General features: G+C 63.6%; 14 protein-coding genes. 8 read left to right on the top strand and 6 right to left on the bottom strand.

The window, feature by feature from the left end; translation table 11 throughout:
* Positions 1–46: 46 nt before the first annotated feature.
* From MRUB_RS03200 to MRUB_RS03225, 6 genes are all read left to right on the top strand, one after another.
* On the top strand, positions 47–1138 hold the full coding sequence (locus tag MRUB_RS03200) for a carbohydrate ABC transporter permease (protein ID WP_013012917.1): 1092 nt from the start codon (positions 47–49) through the stop codon (positions 1136–1138).
* A gap of 10 nt (positions 1139–1148) precedes the next feature.
* Positions 1149–2531: a carbohydrate ABC transporter permease gene (locus tag MRUB_RS03205; RefSeq protein ID WP_013012918.1), complete on the top strand. Its 1383-nt coding sequence runs from the start codon at positions 1149–1151 to the stop codon at positions 2529–2531.
* A 72-nt stretch (positions 2532–2603) separates the two neighbouring features.
* Positions 2604–4475 carry an amylo-alpha-1,6-glucosidase gene (locus tag MRUB_RS03210; RefSeq protein WP_013012919.1) on the top strand — a complete coding sequence of 624 codons (1872 nt, stop codon included), beginning with the start codon at positions 2604–2606 and terminating at the stop codon, positions 4473–4475.
* A 76-nt stretch (positions 4476–4551) separates the two neighbouring features.
* Positions 4552–5334 carry a PIG-L deacetylase family protein gene (locus MRUB_RS03215; protein WP_013012920.1) on the top strand — a complete coding sequence of 261 codons (783 nt, stop codon included), beginning with the start codon at positions 4552–4554 and terminating at the stop codon, positions 5332–5334.
* Positions 5335–5479: 145 nt separating this feature from the next.
* Positions 5480–6763, top strand: coding sequence for a CCA tRNA nucleotidyltransferase (locus MRUB_RS03220; RefSeq protein WP_013012921.1), 1284 nt, complete (start codon positions 5480–5482; stop codon positions 6761–6763).
* Between the two features lie 28 nt (positions 6764–6791).
* A complete protein-coding gene (locus tag MRUB_RS03225; protein WP_013012922.1) occupies positions 6792–7505 on the top strand; it encodes an alpha/beta fold hydrolase in 714 nt (237 codons plus the stop codon).
* Here the strand turns inward: MRUB_RS03225 and MRUB_RS03230 are convergent.
* Positions 7499–10267: a tetratricopeptide repeat protein gene (locus MRUB_RS03230; RefSeq protein ID WP_013012923.1), complete on the bottom strand. Its 2769-nt coding sequence runs from the start codon at positions 10265–10267 to the stop codon at positions 7499–7501. The genes MRUB_RS03225 and MRUB_RS03230 overlap by 7 nt on opposite strands.
* 43 nt (positions 10268–10310) lie before the next feature.
* Positions 10311–11087 carry a PEGA domain-containing protein gene (locus MRUB_RS03235; RefSeq protein WP_013012924.1) on the bottom strand — a complete coding sequence of 259 codons (777 nt, stop codon included), beginning with the start codon at positions 11085–11087 and terminating at the stop codon, positions 10311–10313.
* 150 nt (positions 11088–11237) lie between these two features.
* Here MRUB_RS03235 and MRUB_RS03240 point away from each other — a divergent pair, with 150 nt between their 5' ends.
* Positions 11238–12014, top strand: coding sequence for a fumarylacetoacetate hydrolase family protein (locus MRUB_RS03240; RefSeq protein ID WP_013012925.1), 777 nt, complete (start codon positions 11238–11240; stop codon positions 12012–12014).
* Positions 12015–12113: 99 nt separating this feature from the next.
* On the top strand, positions 12114–13349 hold the full coding sequence (locus tag MRUB_RS03245) for a potassium/proton antiporter (protein WP_013012926.1): 1236 nt from the start codon (positions 12114–12116) through the stop codon (positions 13347–13349).
* A 17-nt stretch (positions 13350–13366) separates the two neighbouring features.
* Here the strand turns inward: MRUB_RS03245 and MRUB_RS03250 are convergent, their stop codons facing one another.
* From MRUB_RS03250 to MRUB_RS03265, 4 genes are all read right to left on the bottom strand, one after another.
* Positions 13367–14884, bottom strand: a complete 1518-nt coding sequence (locus MRUB_RS03250; protein ID WP_013012927.1) for an Rqc2 family fibronectin-binding protein — start codon at positions 14882–14884, stop codon at positions 13367–13369.
* An 88-nt stretch (positions 14885–14972) separates the two neighbouring features.
* A complete protein-coding gene (locus MRUB_RS03255) occupies positions 14973–15779 on the bottom strand; it encodes a hypothetical protein (protein WP_013012928.1) in 807 nt (268 codons plus the stop codon).
* A complete protein-coding gene (locus MRUB_RS03260) occupies positions 15772–16989 on the bottom strand; it encodes a sensor histidine kinase (protein ID WP_015586399.1) in 1218 nt (405 codons plus the stop codon). The genes MRUB_RS03255 and MRUB_RS03260 overlap by 8 nt, the downstream gene beginning before the upstream one ends.
* A gap of 109 nt (positions 16990–17098) precedes the next feature.
* The gene (locus tag MRUB_RS03265; RefSeq protein WP_013012930.1) at positions 17099–17755 is read right to left on the bottom strand and encodes a response regulator transcription factor; all 657 of its coding nucleotides are present in this window, start codon (positions 17753–17755) and stop codon (positions 17099–17101) included.
* Positions 17756–17796: the final 41 nt, after the last annotated feature.

The following is a 17796-nucleotide window of genomic DNA, read 5'->3' on the forward strand; positions in this document are numbered from 1 at the left end:
ATTGTGGAGCAGGGCCCGGCCCTGCTCCAGCCCTTAGGGGGTGTGCATGCTTCGTTCGCGACGAACCGAAGCGCTGTATGCGCTGCTGTTTCTGGCCCCGTTTCTGATTCACCTGGGAATTTTCTTCGTCTTCGCCTTTGTCCGCACGGTGGGCTTTAGCTTTACCGACGCCACCCTGATTGGGCAGTCGAGCCGGTTTGTGGGCTTCGCGAATTTTGTAGAGCTCTTTCGCGAGCCGCGCTTTCTGGCCGCTTTTACCCACTCCATCAGCTTCATGCTGGTGGTCACCACCCTGCAAACCTTTCTGGCTTTGGTTCTGGCGGCGGTGCTTAACCAGCGGCTGCGCGGGATTACCTTTTTCCGCACGGTTTACTACATCCCCAGCGTGCTCTCCTCGGCTGCCGTAACGGTAATTGCCATCTGGTTTTTCCAGAAAACCGGTTTCCTGAACACCTTTATTGGGTACATTGGCTCGGTGGCCCCGGTGCTCCTGGTCTTTGGGGGCCTTTTTGTGCTGGCCCAGGCGGTGCAGGTGGGCTGGGAACGCTGGCGGGGGGTGCCGGTGCCCTGGCTCGACCCGGCCCTGGCCACCATCTCGCTGGTGGTGGCGCTGGCCCTCACCTGGGGGCTGGTGGGGCTGGGGGTGGTGCGGCCCCTCGAGGCCCGTCCCCCCGAGTTCACCTGGCTCACCAACCCCGACCGCTTTCTGGGGATTCCCATCCCGCTTTGGAGCATCGTTATCCTCAACACCTTCACCACCATTCCCACCCTGATGTTGATCTTCCTGGCAGGTTTGCAGGACATTCCCAAAAGCCTTTACGAGGCAGCCTCCATTGACGGGGCCTCGCCCGTGCAGCAGTTCTTTAGCGTGACCGTGCCCATGCTGCGCCCGGTGACTTTTTTGGTGATTACTTTGTCGCTCATTGGCACCTTGCAGATGTTCGACCAGGTGGCCCTGATGGGCGACGCGGCCCCGCTGGACTCGATTATCGTGCTGGCCTATTACGTCTACAACAACGTGTTTAGTGGGGAGGGCCAGGTGGGCCTGGCCTCGGCGGCGGCCCTGATTCTGGCCGGGCTGACCTTCGCCATTGTGCTCTTGCAACGGGCGCTGGGCATCTCGGAGAAGGCCCATTAGGGGGTGCGGGATGGCGACACAAGCGATCCGACCGGTGCGCAAACTGGACGAGCGCCACCTGGCCCGCCAGCGTTGGGCGCGGGCGGGCTGGGTGTATGGCACCATGCTGGCGCTGGCGGTTTTCTTCATTGGACCCTTTTACGTGGCGTTTCTAGGTAGCCTGAAGGACAACCCCCTCGAGTGGCCCTTCCGCTATAGCTTTGCCCAGACCCAGCCCAAGAACTGGGCGGCGGCCTGGCGGCTGGGGCAGTTGGGCGCGGGCAACCCCTGGACGGGAGGGTTTGCACCGGGCGCTGAGATTCCCTTCCAGATCAGCTATTTTGTGGAGGAGGGCCAGGAGCCCGAGCCCCCTACCGTCACGGTGCCCACCCGGCGGGCCGGGGCCGGCCTGGGGGCCATCTTCGACGAGGTGCAGGCGGCCCCGTACGCCCAGGTTTCCGAGGTACAGGAGGTGAGCCGCCGTCCGGCGGTGGTGGGCGGTCAGCCGGGTCAGGTTGTGACCTACGCCTTCACCATCCGCTATCCCAAGGGCGATGCCACGGCCAATCAACCGACCGTTCCCCGCCTGCCCCTGGATGTGGAGGCCCCCAGGGGCCAGCAGTACTACGCGGCCACCCTCGACCCCAACCGCCTCGAGCGCCGCGGACGGGTGGCGAGCTGGGATAGCGTGACCCCCGGCTTCTTTGGCTACGTTTTCCGCAACTATGTGCGGGTCTTCAACGAGGCCCGCGACCCCAACACCGGGGCCAGCTTCTTTTTGCGCTGGACGGCCAATACCTTTTTTGTGAGCCTGGTGGTGGTGCTCACCACCCTGCTCTTTGCCTCGCTGGGGGGTTATGCCCTGGCCCGCATGTACCTGCCGGGCAAAAACTACCTGTTCGCCTTCATCGTTTTTACCATGACCGTGCCCAGCCAGGCCACCTTCATCTCCAACTACCTGGTGCTGCGCGACCTGGGCCTGCTGGGGAGCCTGTGGGGCATGATTGTCTGGAGCGCGGTGGGGGCCGGGGCGGTGTTCATCATGAAGCAGTTCTTCGAGTCCATCCCCCGCGAGATCGAGGAGGCCGCCCTGATGGATGGCGCCACCCCCGTCACCACCTTTTTCCGCATCATCCTGCCCATGGCCGCGCCCGCGCTGGGGGCGCTGACCATCCTGACCTTCCAGGGCATGTGGAACGAGTTCTTCAAGGCGGCGGTGGTGCTCTCGGGCCAGCAGGCCAGCTACACCCTGCCCCTGGGCCTTTCCTTCTTCCGCAGCGCTTATGGGGTGGCGGGCGACTGGGGCCTGATGCTGGCCAGCGCCTTTCTTTCCATGATTCCCATTATCATCTTGTTCGTGGTCTTCCAGCGCTACTTCGTGGAAGGGGTTTCCACCAGCGCGCTCAAGGGATGAGGCCGATGCCTGTCGCTAGTTCACGCCCAGAATCGAAGGTGTGGAACTGTGCGTTCTAAATGAGGTTTATTAATGCTTCCGCTCAAAGAAGACGATACTTACGCAGTTTTATCAGACCAGGGCCTGGTAGAAGCAGGGGAGCAGGGCTTTTACCGGCACGATACCCGCTACCTCTCGAGCTACACCTGGGTGCTGCCGGGCTTTCGCCTGCTGCTCTCGCAAAGCCCCCGCCCCGACCGGTTGGTGCAGCACTGGAGCTGGATTAAGGGCCCCGACCAGGTGGTGGGGGTGCGGCGGGAACTCCAGATGGAGCGGGGTGGGTTCTGGGAGCGGTTGGAGTTCGAGAACACCTCGCTAGAGGCCCAGGCCGTGGAGATTACCTTGCGGGCCCAGGCCGACTTTGCCGACCTTTTCGAGGCCAAGGGCTGGCACAGGGTGGAGCGGCGGCTGGAGGGCCTCGAGTACACCGCCCCCGACGGCCTGCGGCTGGCCACCCGCCTCACCTGCGACCCCCCGCCCGTTCAAGAAACAGCGCTCGAGGGCGGCGCGCTGTACACCTGGCGCTTCGACCTGGCCCCCAAACAAAAAGCCCTTCTGCACCTGAAGGGCCGCTTCGAAAGCCCCTTCGAGCCCCACACCCCACCCCTGCCCAGCTATGAGGCGTGGCGGCAGCGCTTCCCCCTGCACCTGGAAAGCGGGCACAGCCAGCGGGTTTTGGAGCAGGCTATCGCCGATCTGCGGGCCTTGCTCTTCTCCCTACCCGAAGGGTTGTTTCCCGCGGCAGGGATTCCCTGGTATGTCTGCCCTTTTGGCCGCGACTCCCTGCTGACGGCCTACATGATGCAGCCCTGGGCCAGCGAGGTAACCCAGGGGGTGCTGACCTACCTCGCCAGGCACCAGGGCCGGGAGGTGAACCCGTTTCTGGACGAGACCCCTGGCAAAATCATCCACGAGGTGCGCTTAGGCGAGCTTTCGCGCACCGGCCAGGTGCCTTTTGCCCGCTACTACGGCACTGTGGACGCCACCCCGCTGTTTGTCATCCTGCTGCACCGCTACTGGAAAGACAGCGGCGATATGGCCTTTGTGCGCCGCTTACAGCCCCACTGGGAGGCGGCCCTGGCCTGGATGACCGACTACGCCGACCCCGACCAGGACGGCTTTCTGGAGTACGCCCCCAACACCCAGAAGGGCCACCTGGTGCAGTCCTGGAAAGACTCCTTCGACTCCCAGAGCCACCGCGACGGCTCGCTGGCCCAGGGGGCTATTGCGGTTTGCGAAGTACAGGGCTATGCCTATATGGCCTATCAGTCGGCGGCGGCGTTTTACCGGGCGCTGGGCCAGACCGGTCAGGCCGAAGCATGGGAGTCTCGAGCCCAGGCCCTCCGAGACCTTTTTCATCAGAAGTTCTGGCTGCCGGAATTAAAAACCTACGCGGCAGGCTTAGACGGCCAGAAAAAACCCATGGCCATCCTTACCTCCAACCCCGGCCACCTGCTGTGGAGCGGCATCGTGCCGGAGGAGGTGGCCCCCCAACTGGTCGAGACCCTCTTCTCCGAGGCGCTTTTTAGCGGCTGGGGGGTGCGCACGCTGGGCGCGGGGGAGGTGCGCTACAACCCGCTCTCGTACCACAACGGCTCGGTCTGGCCGCACGACAACGCGCTGTTGATTGGGGGGCTGGTGCGCTACGGCTTTTACGAAGAGGCCCTGCGGGCTATGGAGGCCCTCTTCCGCCTGGCCATGAGCCAGCCCGACGGGCGCCTGCCGGAGCTGGTAGGGGGCTACCCCAAGCACGAAGAGGAACCGCCGGTGCCCTACCCGGCTTCTTGCAGGCCCCAGGCCTGGGACGCGGCGGCGGTGGTGTATATGCTGCGCTTGATCCACGAAATAGATCAAAAGCGTGAAGTGAAGGGGCTCTTGGAGCTGCGCAAGGTCAAGGTGCAGTGAGAGCAGTGAAAACCGAGGGTGGGCAGTAAGAGCCTGCCTTTCTTCTTTTTGTTCATGGAGGGTAAACTTGGGAGCGATGCGTTTATTGGCTGTTTTTGCCCACCCCGACGACGAGTCGTTTTTCTGCGCCGGAACCTTAGCCAAGTATGCGGCTTTGGGGCACGAAGTGTACCTGATCTGCGCCACGCGCGGAGAGCAGGGCCGAATCCGCCATCCGGCCATTGACGCTTCACTGTATCCCAAGGGTGAGGCTTTGGGTAAGCTGCGTGAAAAGGAGCTCGAGGCCGCCTGCGCTGTGCTGGGTTTGCGCCCGCCCATCTTTCTGGGCTACCAGGACTCGGGGTATCCGCTCGAGGTCGCCCAGGCCAACCCCAGGGGCTTCATGCACCAGGATCTGCAGCAGATCGAGGATGTCCTGCTGGGGTACATGGCCCAGCTAAAGCCCCAGGTGGTCATTGGGTTCGACCCGCAGGGCTACTACGGCCATGCCGACCACATCCACCTTCACCGGGCCACCCTGGGGGCCTTCTGGCGGGCCGGCAATGTGATGCCCGAACCGCCCAAGCGCCTCTTTTTTCCGGTACGCACCAAAGAGCGGGTGGCCCAGACCAGGTTCGACCCCGAGCGCTATGGGGTTTCGCCCTGCTCGCTGGCGGTGCGGGTGGACGTGCGCCCCTTGGCTCCGACCATCCGGGCGGCGGTGCTGGCCCATGCTTCGCAGGCCGGGCCCGAGGAGAACTTTTCTCAGGTGCTGCTGGACTGGCCGGGCCTGCTGGAAGAAGAGACCTTCGTGCTGGGCGGGCTGCGGGGGTCTTTCCCGGCCATGCCGGTAGACGATCTGCTGGCGGAATGGTCTTAGCTGACCAGGACTACCGGCCCAACACCACCCCAACTTTGATCTTAGCAATTTCGATAAGCCGGCGAGGTGGATTCGTCCAAACCAACGCTCGCTAGGAATTTGGCGCTGCGAGTGCTAACCTCTAGACTTTGGTTGCCTGCCTGCCATGATGGACTACCGCCAAGTTCTGCAACAGCTTTCCTTCCTGCCCGATCTCTACCTGGTGGGCGGGGCGGTGCGCGACATTCTGCTAGGTGAGACGCCCGAAGACCTGGACTTTGCCACCTCCGCGCCCCCGGAGGTGGTGATGCGCCTGGCTAAAGCCCAGGGCCTGGAGGCTATTCCCACCGGCCTCGAGCACGGCACGGTTACCATCCTGATTGACCACCACCCCTACGAGGTCACCACTTTCCGCCGCGACGTGGAGACCTATGGACGCAAGGCCAGGGTGGCCTGGGGGCAAAGCATTGAGGAAGACCTAGCCCGGCGCGACTTCACCATCGGGGCCATCGCCATGGATGCCGCCGGGCGGGTGATCGACCCCTACGGTGGGCAGCAGGACCTCGAGGCCGGCGTCTTGCGGGCGGTGGGCGACCCGGCCCAGCGCTTCCGGGAAGACTACCTGCGGGTGATCCGGGCGGGCCGGTTTGCGGCGCGCTACGGCTTTGAGATTGAGCCAAGAACCCTGCAAGCCGCGCGGGCAGCAGCCCCGGAGGTGCTCTCGCACGTGGCCATCGAGCGGGTGACCGCGGAGTTCGACAAAGCCTTCCAGAACGGCACCCCCAGCCGTTTTCTGCGCTACCTCTACGACCTGGAAATCCTGCAACGCCTGATTCCCGAGTTCGAGGATACCCACCTGCTCTTGCAAAACCCCCGCTGGCACCCCGAGGGCGATGTGCTGACCCATGTGTTGCAGGTGGTGGATCGGGCGCCGCCGCCGTACCGCTGGCACGCCCTGCTGCACGACATCGGCAAAAAAGATACCGCGCGCTGGAGGCCCGAGGGCTGGTATAGCTTCTATGGGCACGAGCGGGTGGGCGCCGGGCTGATACCCCGCATCGCCCGCGACCTGCGCCTGCCCAATCATCTGCGGGACGAATTGGTGGTGACCACCGCTTTGCACATGGTGCCGGTCTTTACCAAGCCCACCCCTGCGGCCATCCGCAAGTTTCAGGCCCAGGCCGGCCCGCATCTGCCAGCCTTGAGAGCCCTGTATGAAGCCGATGGGGCCGGGCGCCGATCCAAAGAGTCCTGGAAGTTTTTTGAGCCCCAGCCGGTGCCGGTGCAGCCGGTTTTGCTGGGACGGCACCTAATTGAGCGGGGTCACAAGCCAGGGAAAGTTTTTAGCCGGATGCTCAAAGCCGCCTATGACTGGCAGCTCGATAGCGGCGAGACCGACATCGAGGCGCTTTACCGGGTGGCTCTGAGGGCTTTGGAGCGGGAAGCCTGACCCTATTTTTTTAGGCTATGCTGGGGGTATGTCGGTTCCTGTGGTCTTGCTACACGCCTTTCCCTACAGCCCGGCCATGTGGGCAGGGCAGCTCGAGGCCGTCAAAGGGCATCCGGTTCTGAGCCCCGACATCCTGGGGTTCGAGAGCCTGGAAAGCGCAGCTGCCCACGTGCTGGTCGAGATGGACAACCTGGGCTGGCAGAAAGCGGTGTTCGTGGGGCTTTCCATGGGCGGCTACGTGATCTTTAGGCTGTGGAACCTCGAGCCCGAGCGCTTCGCGGGGATGGTGCTGGCCGACACCCGCGCCACCCCGGACACCCCTGAGGCGGCCCGTTCGCGCCTGGAGCAGGCCGAGCGCATCCGCCTGGAAGGGATGCAGTTCTTCCCGGAGGCCACCCTCAAGGGGCATCTGGGGGTTACCACCCATGCCTGCCGCCCTGAGCTGGTGGCCCGGGTGCGGCAGGCCCAGCTCGAGGCCGATCCCAGCCGGGTGGCGAGGAGCCTCGAGGCCCTGGCAGCGCGCCCCGACTCGGTGCCGCTGCTCTCCAGCATCTCGGTTCCAGCCCTGGTGCTGGTGGGCGAGGAGGATACCCTCACCCCGCCCGCCGATGCCCGGCAGATGGCCGCCCAGATTCCCGATAGCCGGATGCTGATCCTGCCCGAGGCGGGGCACCTGAGCAACCTGGAGAACCCCAAGGCCTTCAACACCGCCCTGCGGGGCTTTTTGGCCGAGCTTTACTGAGCGGGGCTGGCCTGGCTCAGGTGCAGGGCCAGGCAGTCGTCCAGGGCCAGGGGTGACCGGGTTTTGAGCCGCGTGCGCAGGGCTTCGGCGGGCCAGATTTTGCCCAGCACCCGGCCCAGTTGGGCGCGGTAGGGGGCCGGGAGGCCCGCACAGGTCTGGAGCTTTTTCCAGGCAGCCTCTTCCTGCCCCAGCCCCAGCAGCGCCTGGGTCTCCAGGCCCAGCTTCCAGCTCTGCACCCCTGGGTCTTGCAGATCGCCAATCTGCACCACCTGGGCCAGCGCCTCGGCCCACTTTTCCTGCCTTGCTAGGGTTTCGGCGTAGCCCAGGCGGGCCTGGGCCTGGAAATAGGGGTCGCTTTGCTGCAAGCAGCCCTGCATCATGGCCTCGGCCTTGGGGGCCGGCATCAGCAGGGAGAGTTTCAGGGCCACATCGATGGACAAGGCAGTGTAGCGGTCGCCGGGGAGTTTTTTGCTGAGCAGCTCTTCGCGCAGTTGGCGCAGGATTTTCAGGCTTTCGGGGGCTTTTTGACCGCCCACATAAGGTGGTAGGTAAGGCAGTCCGCTGGCTCGCACCCAGTAGGCCACGGCAATGCGGTACAGGGTGCGGCGGTGGCGGTAGTGGGCTTCCTCGGGGCGCTCGCGCACCTCGCGCAGGTAGGCCTCGGCCTCGGCCAGGAGGGCCAGGGCTTCCAGGGGGCGGCCTCGAGCCAGCTCGAGCACGCTGGCCTCGCTCATGGCCCGGGCTCGGATGAACTCGTCGGAGGCCTCGCGGATGGACTGGTACAGGTAGCGCTCGGCTTCTTCGAAGTTGCCGATGCGACGCAGGGCTGTACCAAAGCGAGCCCGTACCCGGGCTATCTCCTCGGGGGGCGCCCCCGAGGCTTCCAGGGCTTGCAGACCCTGGCGCATCTGGGCCTCGGCCTCGTAGACCCGCCCGGTGCGCAGGAGCAGGTCGCCCGACTGATAGCGGGCCCGCCCGACTAAGAGGGGGTCGTGCGAGACCTGTCGCAGGGCTTCCAGGGCTTCCTCGAAACGGCCCGCGTCCTTGGCTACCAGGCCCTGCCACAGCCGCACCCGGTCGGCCAGAAAGGGCTGAATGGGCAGGGAGAGGGCCTGCTGGACGTAGGCTTCGGCCTGGGCGTAGTCGCCCTGCCAGCGTTCCACAGCGGCCCAGACCAGAAGCCCCTCGGCCCCAATCTCGCCCGAAAGGGTCTCGGGCGAGGGCAGCAGCTGTAGGGCGGCGGGAAAATCGCCGGCGTCTACCCGGGCTTCGGCGGCCTTGACCCGGGCCCAGGCCTGCACCGCGGGGTCGGTGGAGTGAAAGAGCAGCTCGAGGGCCTCCAGGGCCTCGGGGTGGGCGTACTGGCCCAGCACGGCCCGGTAGCGCACCACCGCCATGGCCAGCCTTTCCCGCTCGAGGGTGGGCCAGGACTGTGACTCAACCCAGAGGGTGGGCAGCAGCGCGAGCCGGCTGGGGTCTTGTGAGAGCAGCTCGAGCAGCTTATCCAGCCGCTGGGCGCCGCGCGCGTGGTGCAATTGACGGAACAGGTCACTCCTAAAAAAATCCAGGGCCAGGGTATGCAGCCGGCGGGCTTCTTTTTCTGGTACCTCGGGTAGCAGACTGCGCAGGGCCGGGCGTACCTTGCCCTCGCCCATGGGGGCCAGCAGTGCCCGCTCGGCCTGGGAGAGGTGCTCGAGGCCTTTACCGATGGCCTTTTCCAGCAGGGGAACCGGGATGCCAGGGTCGGCCTCGGGCGATAGAACGGCCAGTGCGTACAGGATGGGGCGCAGGGCGGTGTCCTGGGCCAGGTTGTAGGCGGAGGGGCTGTCCTGGGTCTGGGCGGCCTCCAGTAACACCAGCCGCGATAGCTCGGCAAAGTTGCGCCCGGCCTGGTTGACCAGGGCCTCTACGCGCTCGGGCGGTAGATCGGGCAGGCGGTCTTTCACGTAGCGGCGGGCCTCGGCCCGGCTGGGGGCCGAGAGCGGGTGCCAGGCCAGGTTGGGTGGGGGTTCGGAGAGCCCGGCCAGAAAAGGAATGGTGAGCCGGCGCAGCAGCGGCTCGATCCAGGCCGCCAGCCCCACCGGGTTGCCCTGGGTATCGCGCAGGCTCAGGCCGCCGATCTGCCCCTCTTTTTCGGCCCGCAAGAGCAGGGGTTTCCCGCAGGCGTTGAGGGCACCGGCCAGCTCGTTGCGAAGCTCATCCTGCAGGGCGGCCTGCAGGGCGTAGGGCTGGGTGGGGGAGAGCTGTGAGAGGATGCCCTCGAGCTCCAGCCCCAGTTTTTCGGCCAGGGGGTGGAGGTGCTGGGCCAGCTCACCCCCCAGGTTGACCATCAGGCAGCCCGGCACGGCCCGCTCCACTGCGGCCAGCAGCACGCCCTTGCCGGTGGCCGCGCCCCCCACCACCACCATCTGGGGTTTTTCGCCCTGCTCCAGGGCCCGCACAAAGCGGCGAAACAGCCGGCGCTTGTCGCGCCCCAAAGCCCGCCGGGCCGACTCGAGGGCCAGCTCCGAGGGCAGTGGAGGGGCCTCCAGCCCCGATTCGGTGTACAGATCGCAGATGACCTCGAATAGCCGCAGTTTTTCTTCGGGACTACCCAGATCTTTGTACAAAATGTTGCGTACCGTTCCAGCCCTTCCACCACGCTCGGCCACGGCGGCTTCCAGCCAGCGTAAACTGCCTTTTTTGCCGCGGTGGTCGCGCCCACTCAGATGAGGCCGAAGGGTCTCGAGGTGAACCTGCCAGAGTGTACTCACTTCACCCACAGTATCTACACCATACTGTGGTGTAGTGTAACGTGCAAGCAAATTACTGCGCCAGCTCTACTTCCAGGTTTTTGTTTCTGGGCACATTAATCAGCGTGCTCAAGGTGCGATAGCCGGGCGCTTCGACCTGCAGGGTGTAGTCGCCGGCCTCGAGCGAGAAGCTCGAGTACTCGAGCTTGCTGCTGGCAACCTCGGTGCCGTCCTGCAGAATGCGCACCGTGGGGTTGGGGGCTTTCACCCGCACGCTGAGGAGACAGGGGCAGGCCGGATCAACCTCGCGCACACTGCCTGAAGCAACCGGCGCGGTGGGGGCGGGCTCGGCAGGGGACGGCGAAGGCTCGGTTGCGGGCTGGGATGGATCGGTCTCGGGCGGGGTGGGGGTTGGTTCAGGGGTGGTCTCAGCCGGCGGCGTGGGGTTGGTTGTGGGGCCATCTGGCGCGCTGCCGGGGTCGGTTTGGAAGTTGTTGAGCGGGTTGGGAATGGTACCCGAGGTGAGCAGGTTGGGGCTGCTGCTGTTCAGCAGTACGATGCTGCCAAAGCCGGTAAGCACCAGCAGCACGGCCAGACCGGCGCTCCAACCTGCCAGGCGGCTCCGGAGGTTCAACAGGGCCCAGACCAGCAGCAGCACCCCCAGGATGCCCAGCCCCCAGAAGACGGTTGTGCCGTACTGCTGGTGCAGCCAGGCCCCGCCCAGCCCAGCCAGGCCCAGCACCAAACCAAAGCCCAGCCAGGCCAGCCCACCGCGCGGTAGGCGGGTGAGGCCCCAGAGCATAATAAGCACGCCCAGAATGCCCAGAATCCAGAGTAAGAGTGCGTTCATGCCAGCTCCTTTCGTAGATTGCTCGAGGTGGGGTTGGCACCGACGGCCACAAGATCACCTGTTTAGACTCTAACACCTGCGGCCAGGGCATGGTGTAATCCCGGTCGCGGGCCAGCAAGCCTCTTAGGGCAACGGTATACTTGAGCCACTATGAAGCTCGTACGGTTCGACGCAGGTCAATGGGGGGTACTGGAAGGCGAGACCATTCACGAAACCGACGGCCCGGCGGGCAACCCCACGGGCCGTCATTTTGACCTGGGGGGCGTGACCCTGCTGGCCCCGGCCACCCCCACCAAGATTGTCTGCGTGGGGCGCAATTACCTCGACCACATCCGCGAGATGGGCCACGACTTCGGGGGGGATCTGCCCAAGGAGCCGGGTCTGTTCCTGAAGGGCCCCAACACCCTGGCCCACCCGGCCAACCCGGCCCGTCCCGAGCGTTCGGGCGATGTGGTGCCCTACCCCAGCTTCACCAACCTGCTGCACTACGAAGGGGAGCTGGCGGTGGTGATTGAAAGCCGCATGAAAAACGTACCCGAGAGCGAGGCGCTCGAGCACGTGCTGGGCTACACCTGCGCCCTGGACGTCACCGCCCGCGACAAGCAAAAAACCGACCTGCAGTGGGTGCGGGCCAAGTCCGCCGACAAGTTCTGCCCCCTGGGGCCCTGGCTGGTGACCTCGCTCGATCCCCAGAACACCACCCTGCGCACCTACGTCAACGGCGAGCTGCGCCAGGAGGCCCACACCAGCCTGATGATCTTCTCGGTGGCTAAAATTCTCTCCTACATCAGCAGCTTCATGACCCTCGAGCCCGGCGATGTGGTGCTGACCGGCACCCCCGAGGGGGTGGGCGAGCTCAAGCCCGGCGACCACGTGGAGGTCGCCATCGAGGGCATCGGCGACCTGCACACCCGAATTGGGCACTGAGGCCCTGCGCTGGAGCCTTACCTGGCTGCATACTGAATCCAGGGTGCTTTGAGCACCGGAGCGTTGCTACTCCTGGCACCGCCGCTGGGAGCAGTGGAGGTGTACTTGCCCAAACCCGAGATACTTCTGCTAATCGTCGGCACTTTGCTGCTGCTTAGTGTGCTGGCTACCAAGCTGGGCGGGCGGCTGGGGATACCAGGGCTGCTCTTGTTTTTGCTGATCGGCATGCTGGCCGGGAGCGATGGGCCGGGGGGCATTTGGTTTGACAACTACTACATTGCCCAGCTAGTAGGTACGCTGGCCCTGATCTTCATCCTCTATTCGGGCGGCCTTTTCACCCGTTGGAACAGCGTGCGCCCCGTGCTAGGGGCTGGTCTGTCGCTGGCTACTTTGGGTGTGTTCTTCACCATGCTCCTAACGGGCGTGTTTGCCCACTGGGTGTTAGACCTGGGCTGGCTCGAGGCCTTCTTGCTGGGTGCCATAGTTTCCAGTACCGATGCCAGTGCGGTGTTTGGGGTACTGCGCGAGCGGGCGGTGCGCCTGCGCAAGCCTTTGCGGCCTTTGCTGGAGTTCGAATCCGGCACCAACGACCCCATGGCGGTTTTCCTGACGGTTGGCCTGACCGCGCTGATTACCCGCCCTGAGATGAGCGCCTGGCAGATTCTGCCGATGTTCGTCCAGCAGATGCTGTTGGGCCTGCTACTGGGTTATGGCCTGGGGTGGGCGGTGGCCTGGATTTTGCGAAACATCCGCCTGAGCTTCGATGGGCTGTATGCGGTTTTGTCGGTTACCCTGATGCTTTTGGTGTTTTCTCTTACCGCCGTGCTGGGTGGCAGCGGTTTTGTGGCTGTTTATGTGGCGGGGGTGGTGGTGGGCAACAGCGATTTTCCTCGTAAAACGGCCCTGCTGGCCTTTCATGAGGGCAACACCTGGCTCATGGAGATTGGAATGTTCCTCACCCTGGGGCTGCTGGTCTTCCCTTCGCAGCTTCCTGGGGTGGCTGTAGGAGCCATTCTGCTGGCGCTCTTTCTGATGCTGGTGGCCCGGCCCTTGGCAATTTTCCTGAGCCTGCCCCATCGTCGTTTTGCCCTCAACGAGAAAGCCTTTGTGGCCTGGGTGGGCTTGCGGGGGGCCATTCCTATTGTGCTGGCTACCTTTCCCTTGCTGGCCGGGGTCGAATCAGCGCAAAAGATCTTCAATGTGACCTTTTTCGTGGTGCTGTTTTCGGTGCTGGTACAGGGAACCACCCTACCCCTGGCCGCGCGTTGGTTGCGGGTGCGCGCCGAGGATGAAGTGGTGGCCTCACCGCTTTCTGAAGCAGCAGGCGGCCGCTAGCCTATAGGGGTGCTTCTTCAGCTCGTGGGCAGCCTGGCATCCACAAACAGGGTCTTAACCTGGGTATACAACACCTGGCCAGGGGCCGCTTTGCGGGGGCGCCAGACGTGTTTTTTGGCGGTATAGTCCACCGGGACGTTTTTTTCGCCCCTGGCTTTGGAGTGGTGGGCGGCGAGCTGTGCGGCGTAGAGCAGGTCGGGCAGGGGTGCGGGGCGGCCCTGGGTGCGCAGGATCACGTGCGAACCGGGGAGGCCCTGGGCGTGGAACCAGAGGTCTTCGGAGTGGGCCATGCGGGTCAGGAGGTCGTTTTCTTTGCTGTTGCGCCCCACCCAGACCTCAAAGCCGCTGGGGCTGGTGAGGCGCAGGCCTAGCTGGGGGCCTTTCTCGCGGGTTTTGCGCTTCAGGGCCTGCAACGCCTGACGGGAGAGATGCTCGAGCTGGGCGAGTTCCTGCTCGAGCCCGGCGATCTGGGCCTCCATGGCCGGTATCTGCTCCAGAGCCCGCTCGGCGTTGGCCTCGAGGCGCTTGGCCCGGGCATAGAAGCGGCTGGCGTTCTGAATGGGGGAGAGCCCGGCTTCTAAGGGAATTTCCACCATCTGGCCGGAAAAATCCTCCAGTTTGGCCGTGGGCCCCGGCGGAAGCTGGTGGCCGTAGGCCATCAGCAAGTCGCCCCAGTTCCGCAGGCGCTGGGCCTCTTCCAGGCGCTCCAGGGCGTTGTGGGCATCCCCCAGGCGGGCCTGCAAGGTTCGGAGCTGCCGCTGGAGGGCCTCGCGTAGGGGTTTGCGCAGAGCCTCGGCTTCTTCCTGCGCCCAGGCGGTCTGGAGATCGGGGGAGGCGGTTTGCAGGCTGGGCTGCTCGACCAGGCTGTGGATAACTTTGTGGATAAGTGGCAGGTGTGCGGGCTCGAGCGGGGTTTGCGGGCGTAGGTGTGCGCGCCGGCAGAGCTCGGCCCCCAGGGCTTTACCCACCCCGTCCAGGTTTTTGATGAGCTGCTCGAGGGGCTGGCCCACAAAGGGCTTCAGCCCGTCTTCCTGCAGGGTGCGGGGGTCGAGCTTCTGGTAGGGCGGGGGTGGGGTGTAGAAAAGCCCGCTCCGCAGTTCGCGGTAGCGGTTGATGGCGGGCGTAACCGGGCGATCTATGCCGATAATCCGGCCCTCGAGGTCCAAAACCATCAGGTTGGCGTTGCGGCCCGTGAGCTCAAAGACCAGCCGGGTGGGGGCGGTATCCACAAAGCCCTTTTCCCCTTCAAACTCCAAAAAAACCACCCGGTCGAGCTTGAGCTGTTCAATTTTTAGCAAGCGCCCCTTGCAGCGGGCCTCGAGGAGGCGCTGAAAAGGGGTTTTGGCCTCGCCCGCCACACGATCCGCCTCCAGTGCCAGGAGGGGATGGGGTGGGCGGTAGCGCAACAGTAGATTGCCCAGCCCTTCCAGGAGCAGGGCGGCGGTGCCCTCGTCGGGGAACGCCCAGCCCAGGCTGCGCCGGGGTAGCTGGGGGGCCAGGGTGCGCAGTGCTGCGTGTATCTGCAAACCTTCCATCCAACCTCTTGGCCAAGTATAGGCCTTTGGTGAAGCCTCGAGCGGCCCGGTAATTCAGGGAACACCAGGTTGCGGCCTTTTTGATGCTCTATGGGAAGGCTTTGCTCGAAGACCAGACCACCCCTTGGGAGCCAACGGTACCCATCAACTCGTACCAACCAGGCTTGAGTCCAGGGGGTACTGGAAAACTGCTCGGAAGCGCCCGAAACTTGTTTCCATCGAAATAGGCCACCACCCGAACCTGAGACTGCTCACTGGCAGCCCGAAGCGCCAGGAAAGGGTCGTTGCGGCTATTGGTAAGCCATGCGCTCACAAACTGGTACTGGCTGGCCCCTATCAGGCTGCCTGGCCCCTGGTAAAAAGCCCAGGGTACGGGGCTATGCAGCTTGACATCGGTAGCCACAAACACATCGTCTTCCCAGACGCCGGTGGCCTCGAGCCACATACCCGGCACTGCCAGGCTTAACCAGGGCGAATTGCTTTGGATGCGCACGCTCCCTGAAATAACCAGGCCGCCAGCACTGACCGTTACCTGGCCCATGTAGCTGCGGGGTTGGCGGGTGCTCGAGGGGTTGGAGCTGGGGTTCGGGTTGTTCCCAGCCGCGTTGCTGTTGCCGTTTCCGGCAGCGTTGCTGCCCCCGGTGTTGTTATTCCCGCCGCTATTGCTGTTGTTTCCACCACTGTTGCCGTTGTTGCCACCGCTATTGCCATTACCGCTGTTGCCGTTGCCATTGTTTCCAGCGCCATTCCCGTTGCCGCCGCCACGCTGAACAATAACTTGAGTATCGGGCACAAGGTCGGGCTGACTGCTGGCTTTGACCTGGGCAGCCAAGCCGGAGGGCATGGCCAAGGCAAGGGCAATCCATAGTAAGAGCGCGCTGCGGATACTAAGCATGGCTCACCTCGAGGCTGGGCAGGCTCAAGATAGCCTCGAGGCCACCCCCAGGGCGGTTGCTAAACTCGAGCTCCCCTCCCATCACAGAGGCGATGTGCCGAACCAGAGCCAGTCCCAGCCCCATCCCATCTACTTTGGGCTGTACACGTAGGAAAGGGGTGCCCAGGCGGGGTATGTCTTTTTCGGGCACCCCCGGCCCCCGGTCGCGAATGTGGATTTGGATCACCGCCCCCTGCCTCACCTCGACCTCCACCTGCCCCTGGCTGAACTTGAGGGCATTGTTTACCAGGTTGCTCAAAGCTTGCTGCAGCAATTCTTCATAACCCAGCACCTGAGCTCCCAAGTTACCCTTTAAGGTAATACGTTGCTGCTCTTTTAAAAGTAGATTTTGCACCACCGCGTGTAGCACAGCCCCTACTTCAACCGGCTCGGGATTTTTGTGAGGGATGCGGGTTAAGGCCAGCAGGGCCGCCAGCAGATGCTCCAGGCGCTCGAGGCTTCTTTTGATGGCTGGTAAGGATTCCTGGGGGGTGAGCAGTCCTTGCTCCAGGGCCTCAATTTGTGCCCGCAAGGTTGCTAAAGGGGTGCGCAACTCGTGTGAGGCGTAGCGTGAAAAATTGCGCTCCCGTTCTAAAAACCCTTCCACCGCCTGGGTCATTCGATTGAAACTCTCGGCCAGATCAGAAAGCTCATCTTGGCCGGGTGGCACGGGAATTGGTTTGGGGAAGCGTTGCTGGGCGATGGCATGGGTGGCTTCGGTTAGATGTCGCACCGGGTGCATCAGGTAGCCAAAAAGCAGGTAGGCCACGACCAGCGCTAGCAGCAGCGAGATGGGCAGTGCCAGCAGTTCGGTTTGCCAGAAAGTCCGCAGGGCTTCGCTTTGGCTGTGTGTCTCGAGCGCGGCTTGCAGGACAAACCCATATTCCAGCGGCCGCTCAGTTTTGATCCAGCCAGTGCTTTGGGTTGGGTAGCGCCCGCCGATTTCTAAAAACACCTGCTCTGTTCTTATCACCCGGAAGCGGCTGTTGCCCAGCTCGGCCAGCCGGGGAAGGCGATCCGGGTTGAGCAAAACCTGTTCGGGTGTAATTAGTAAAGCCTGCTCTACAATATTGGTTGCAGAAATGAGATCTTGCCAGGCTTCCTGGCTTAAGGTGCTTTGAAACTGCAGAAAACCCAGTACCCCCACCAGCAAGGCTGTCAGCACCACCACAGACGACAGACCCAACAGCAAGCGACTGCGAAACCCACCCAACAGCCGTCCTTTGGGCCTGGACAGTAAAATGTGCAGAGCTTGTACGGCTTTGCTTGGCGGCACTTGCTTAGACCCCCAATGTATATCCCCCTGGCTGGGTGGCGATTACGCTATCCCCTAGCTTTTCCCTCAGGCGATGCACATAGACCCGCAGGATGCGGTGGCCCGACTTGGTGTTAGGGAATACCTTGCTGATCAACTCGTCCACTCCAAAAACCCTCTCGGGGTGCAGGGCTAGGCGCTCGAGCAATACAAATTCTTTGTCTGAAAGTGAGACGGGTTGTTGGTTCCAGCACACCTTACGGCTGGCAAACTCTATGCGTAGGGGGCCCCGCTCGAGGACATTTTGGCGCAAGGTGCTGCCTCTTCGCAGCAACGCTCGGATGCGTGCCAAAAGCTCTTCTAGGGAGAAAGGCTTTACCAGGTAGTCGTCTCCACCCAAATCCAGTCCTAGCACCCGATCCTCCACGGTATCGCGTGCGGTTAGAAACAGGATAGCCCCTCCAAACCCATCTCTGCGAAGTTGCCGGGCTAAACGAAAGCCCGTATCTTCTCCTTCCGGCAGCATCACATCCAGGGCTATTAGATCGGGCTCGAGCTTGTCCACCAACGCCTGGGCCTGGGACAGGTTGTCGGCCCATTCCACCTCGTATCGTTCCCGCTGTAGCAAGGCTAGCAGCGGCCCTGCTAGATCAGCATTGTCTTCAACCAATAAAATTCGCATAGCTGATTCACATAGATTCTATCGCGGGTGGGGGGTGGGAT

This window comes from Meiothermus ruber DSM 1279 (assembly GCF_000024425.1).
Classification (GTDB): Bacteria; Deinococcota; Deinococci; order Deinococcales; family Thermaceae; genus Meiothermus; species Meiothermus ruber.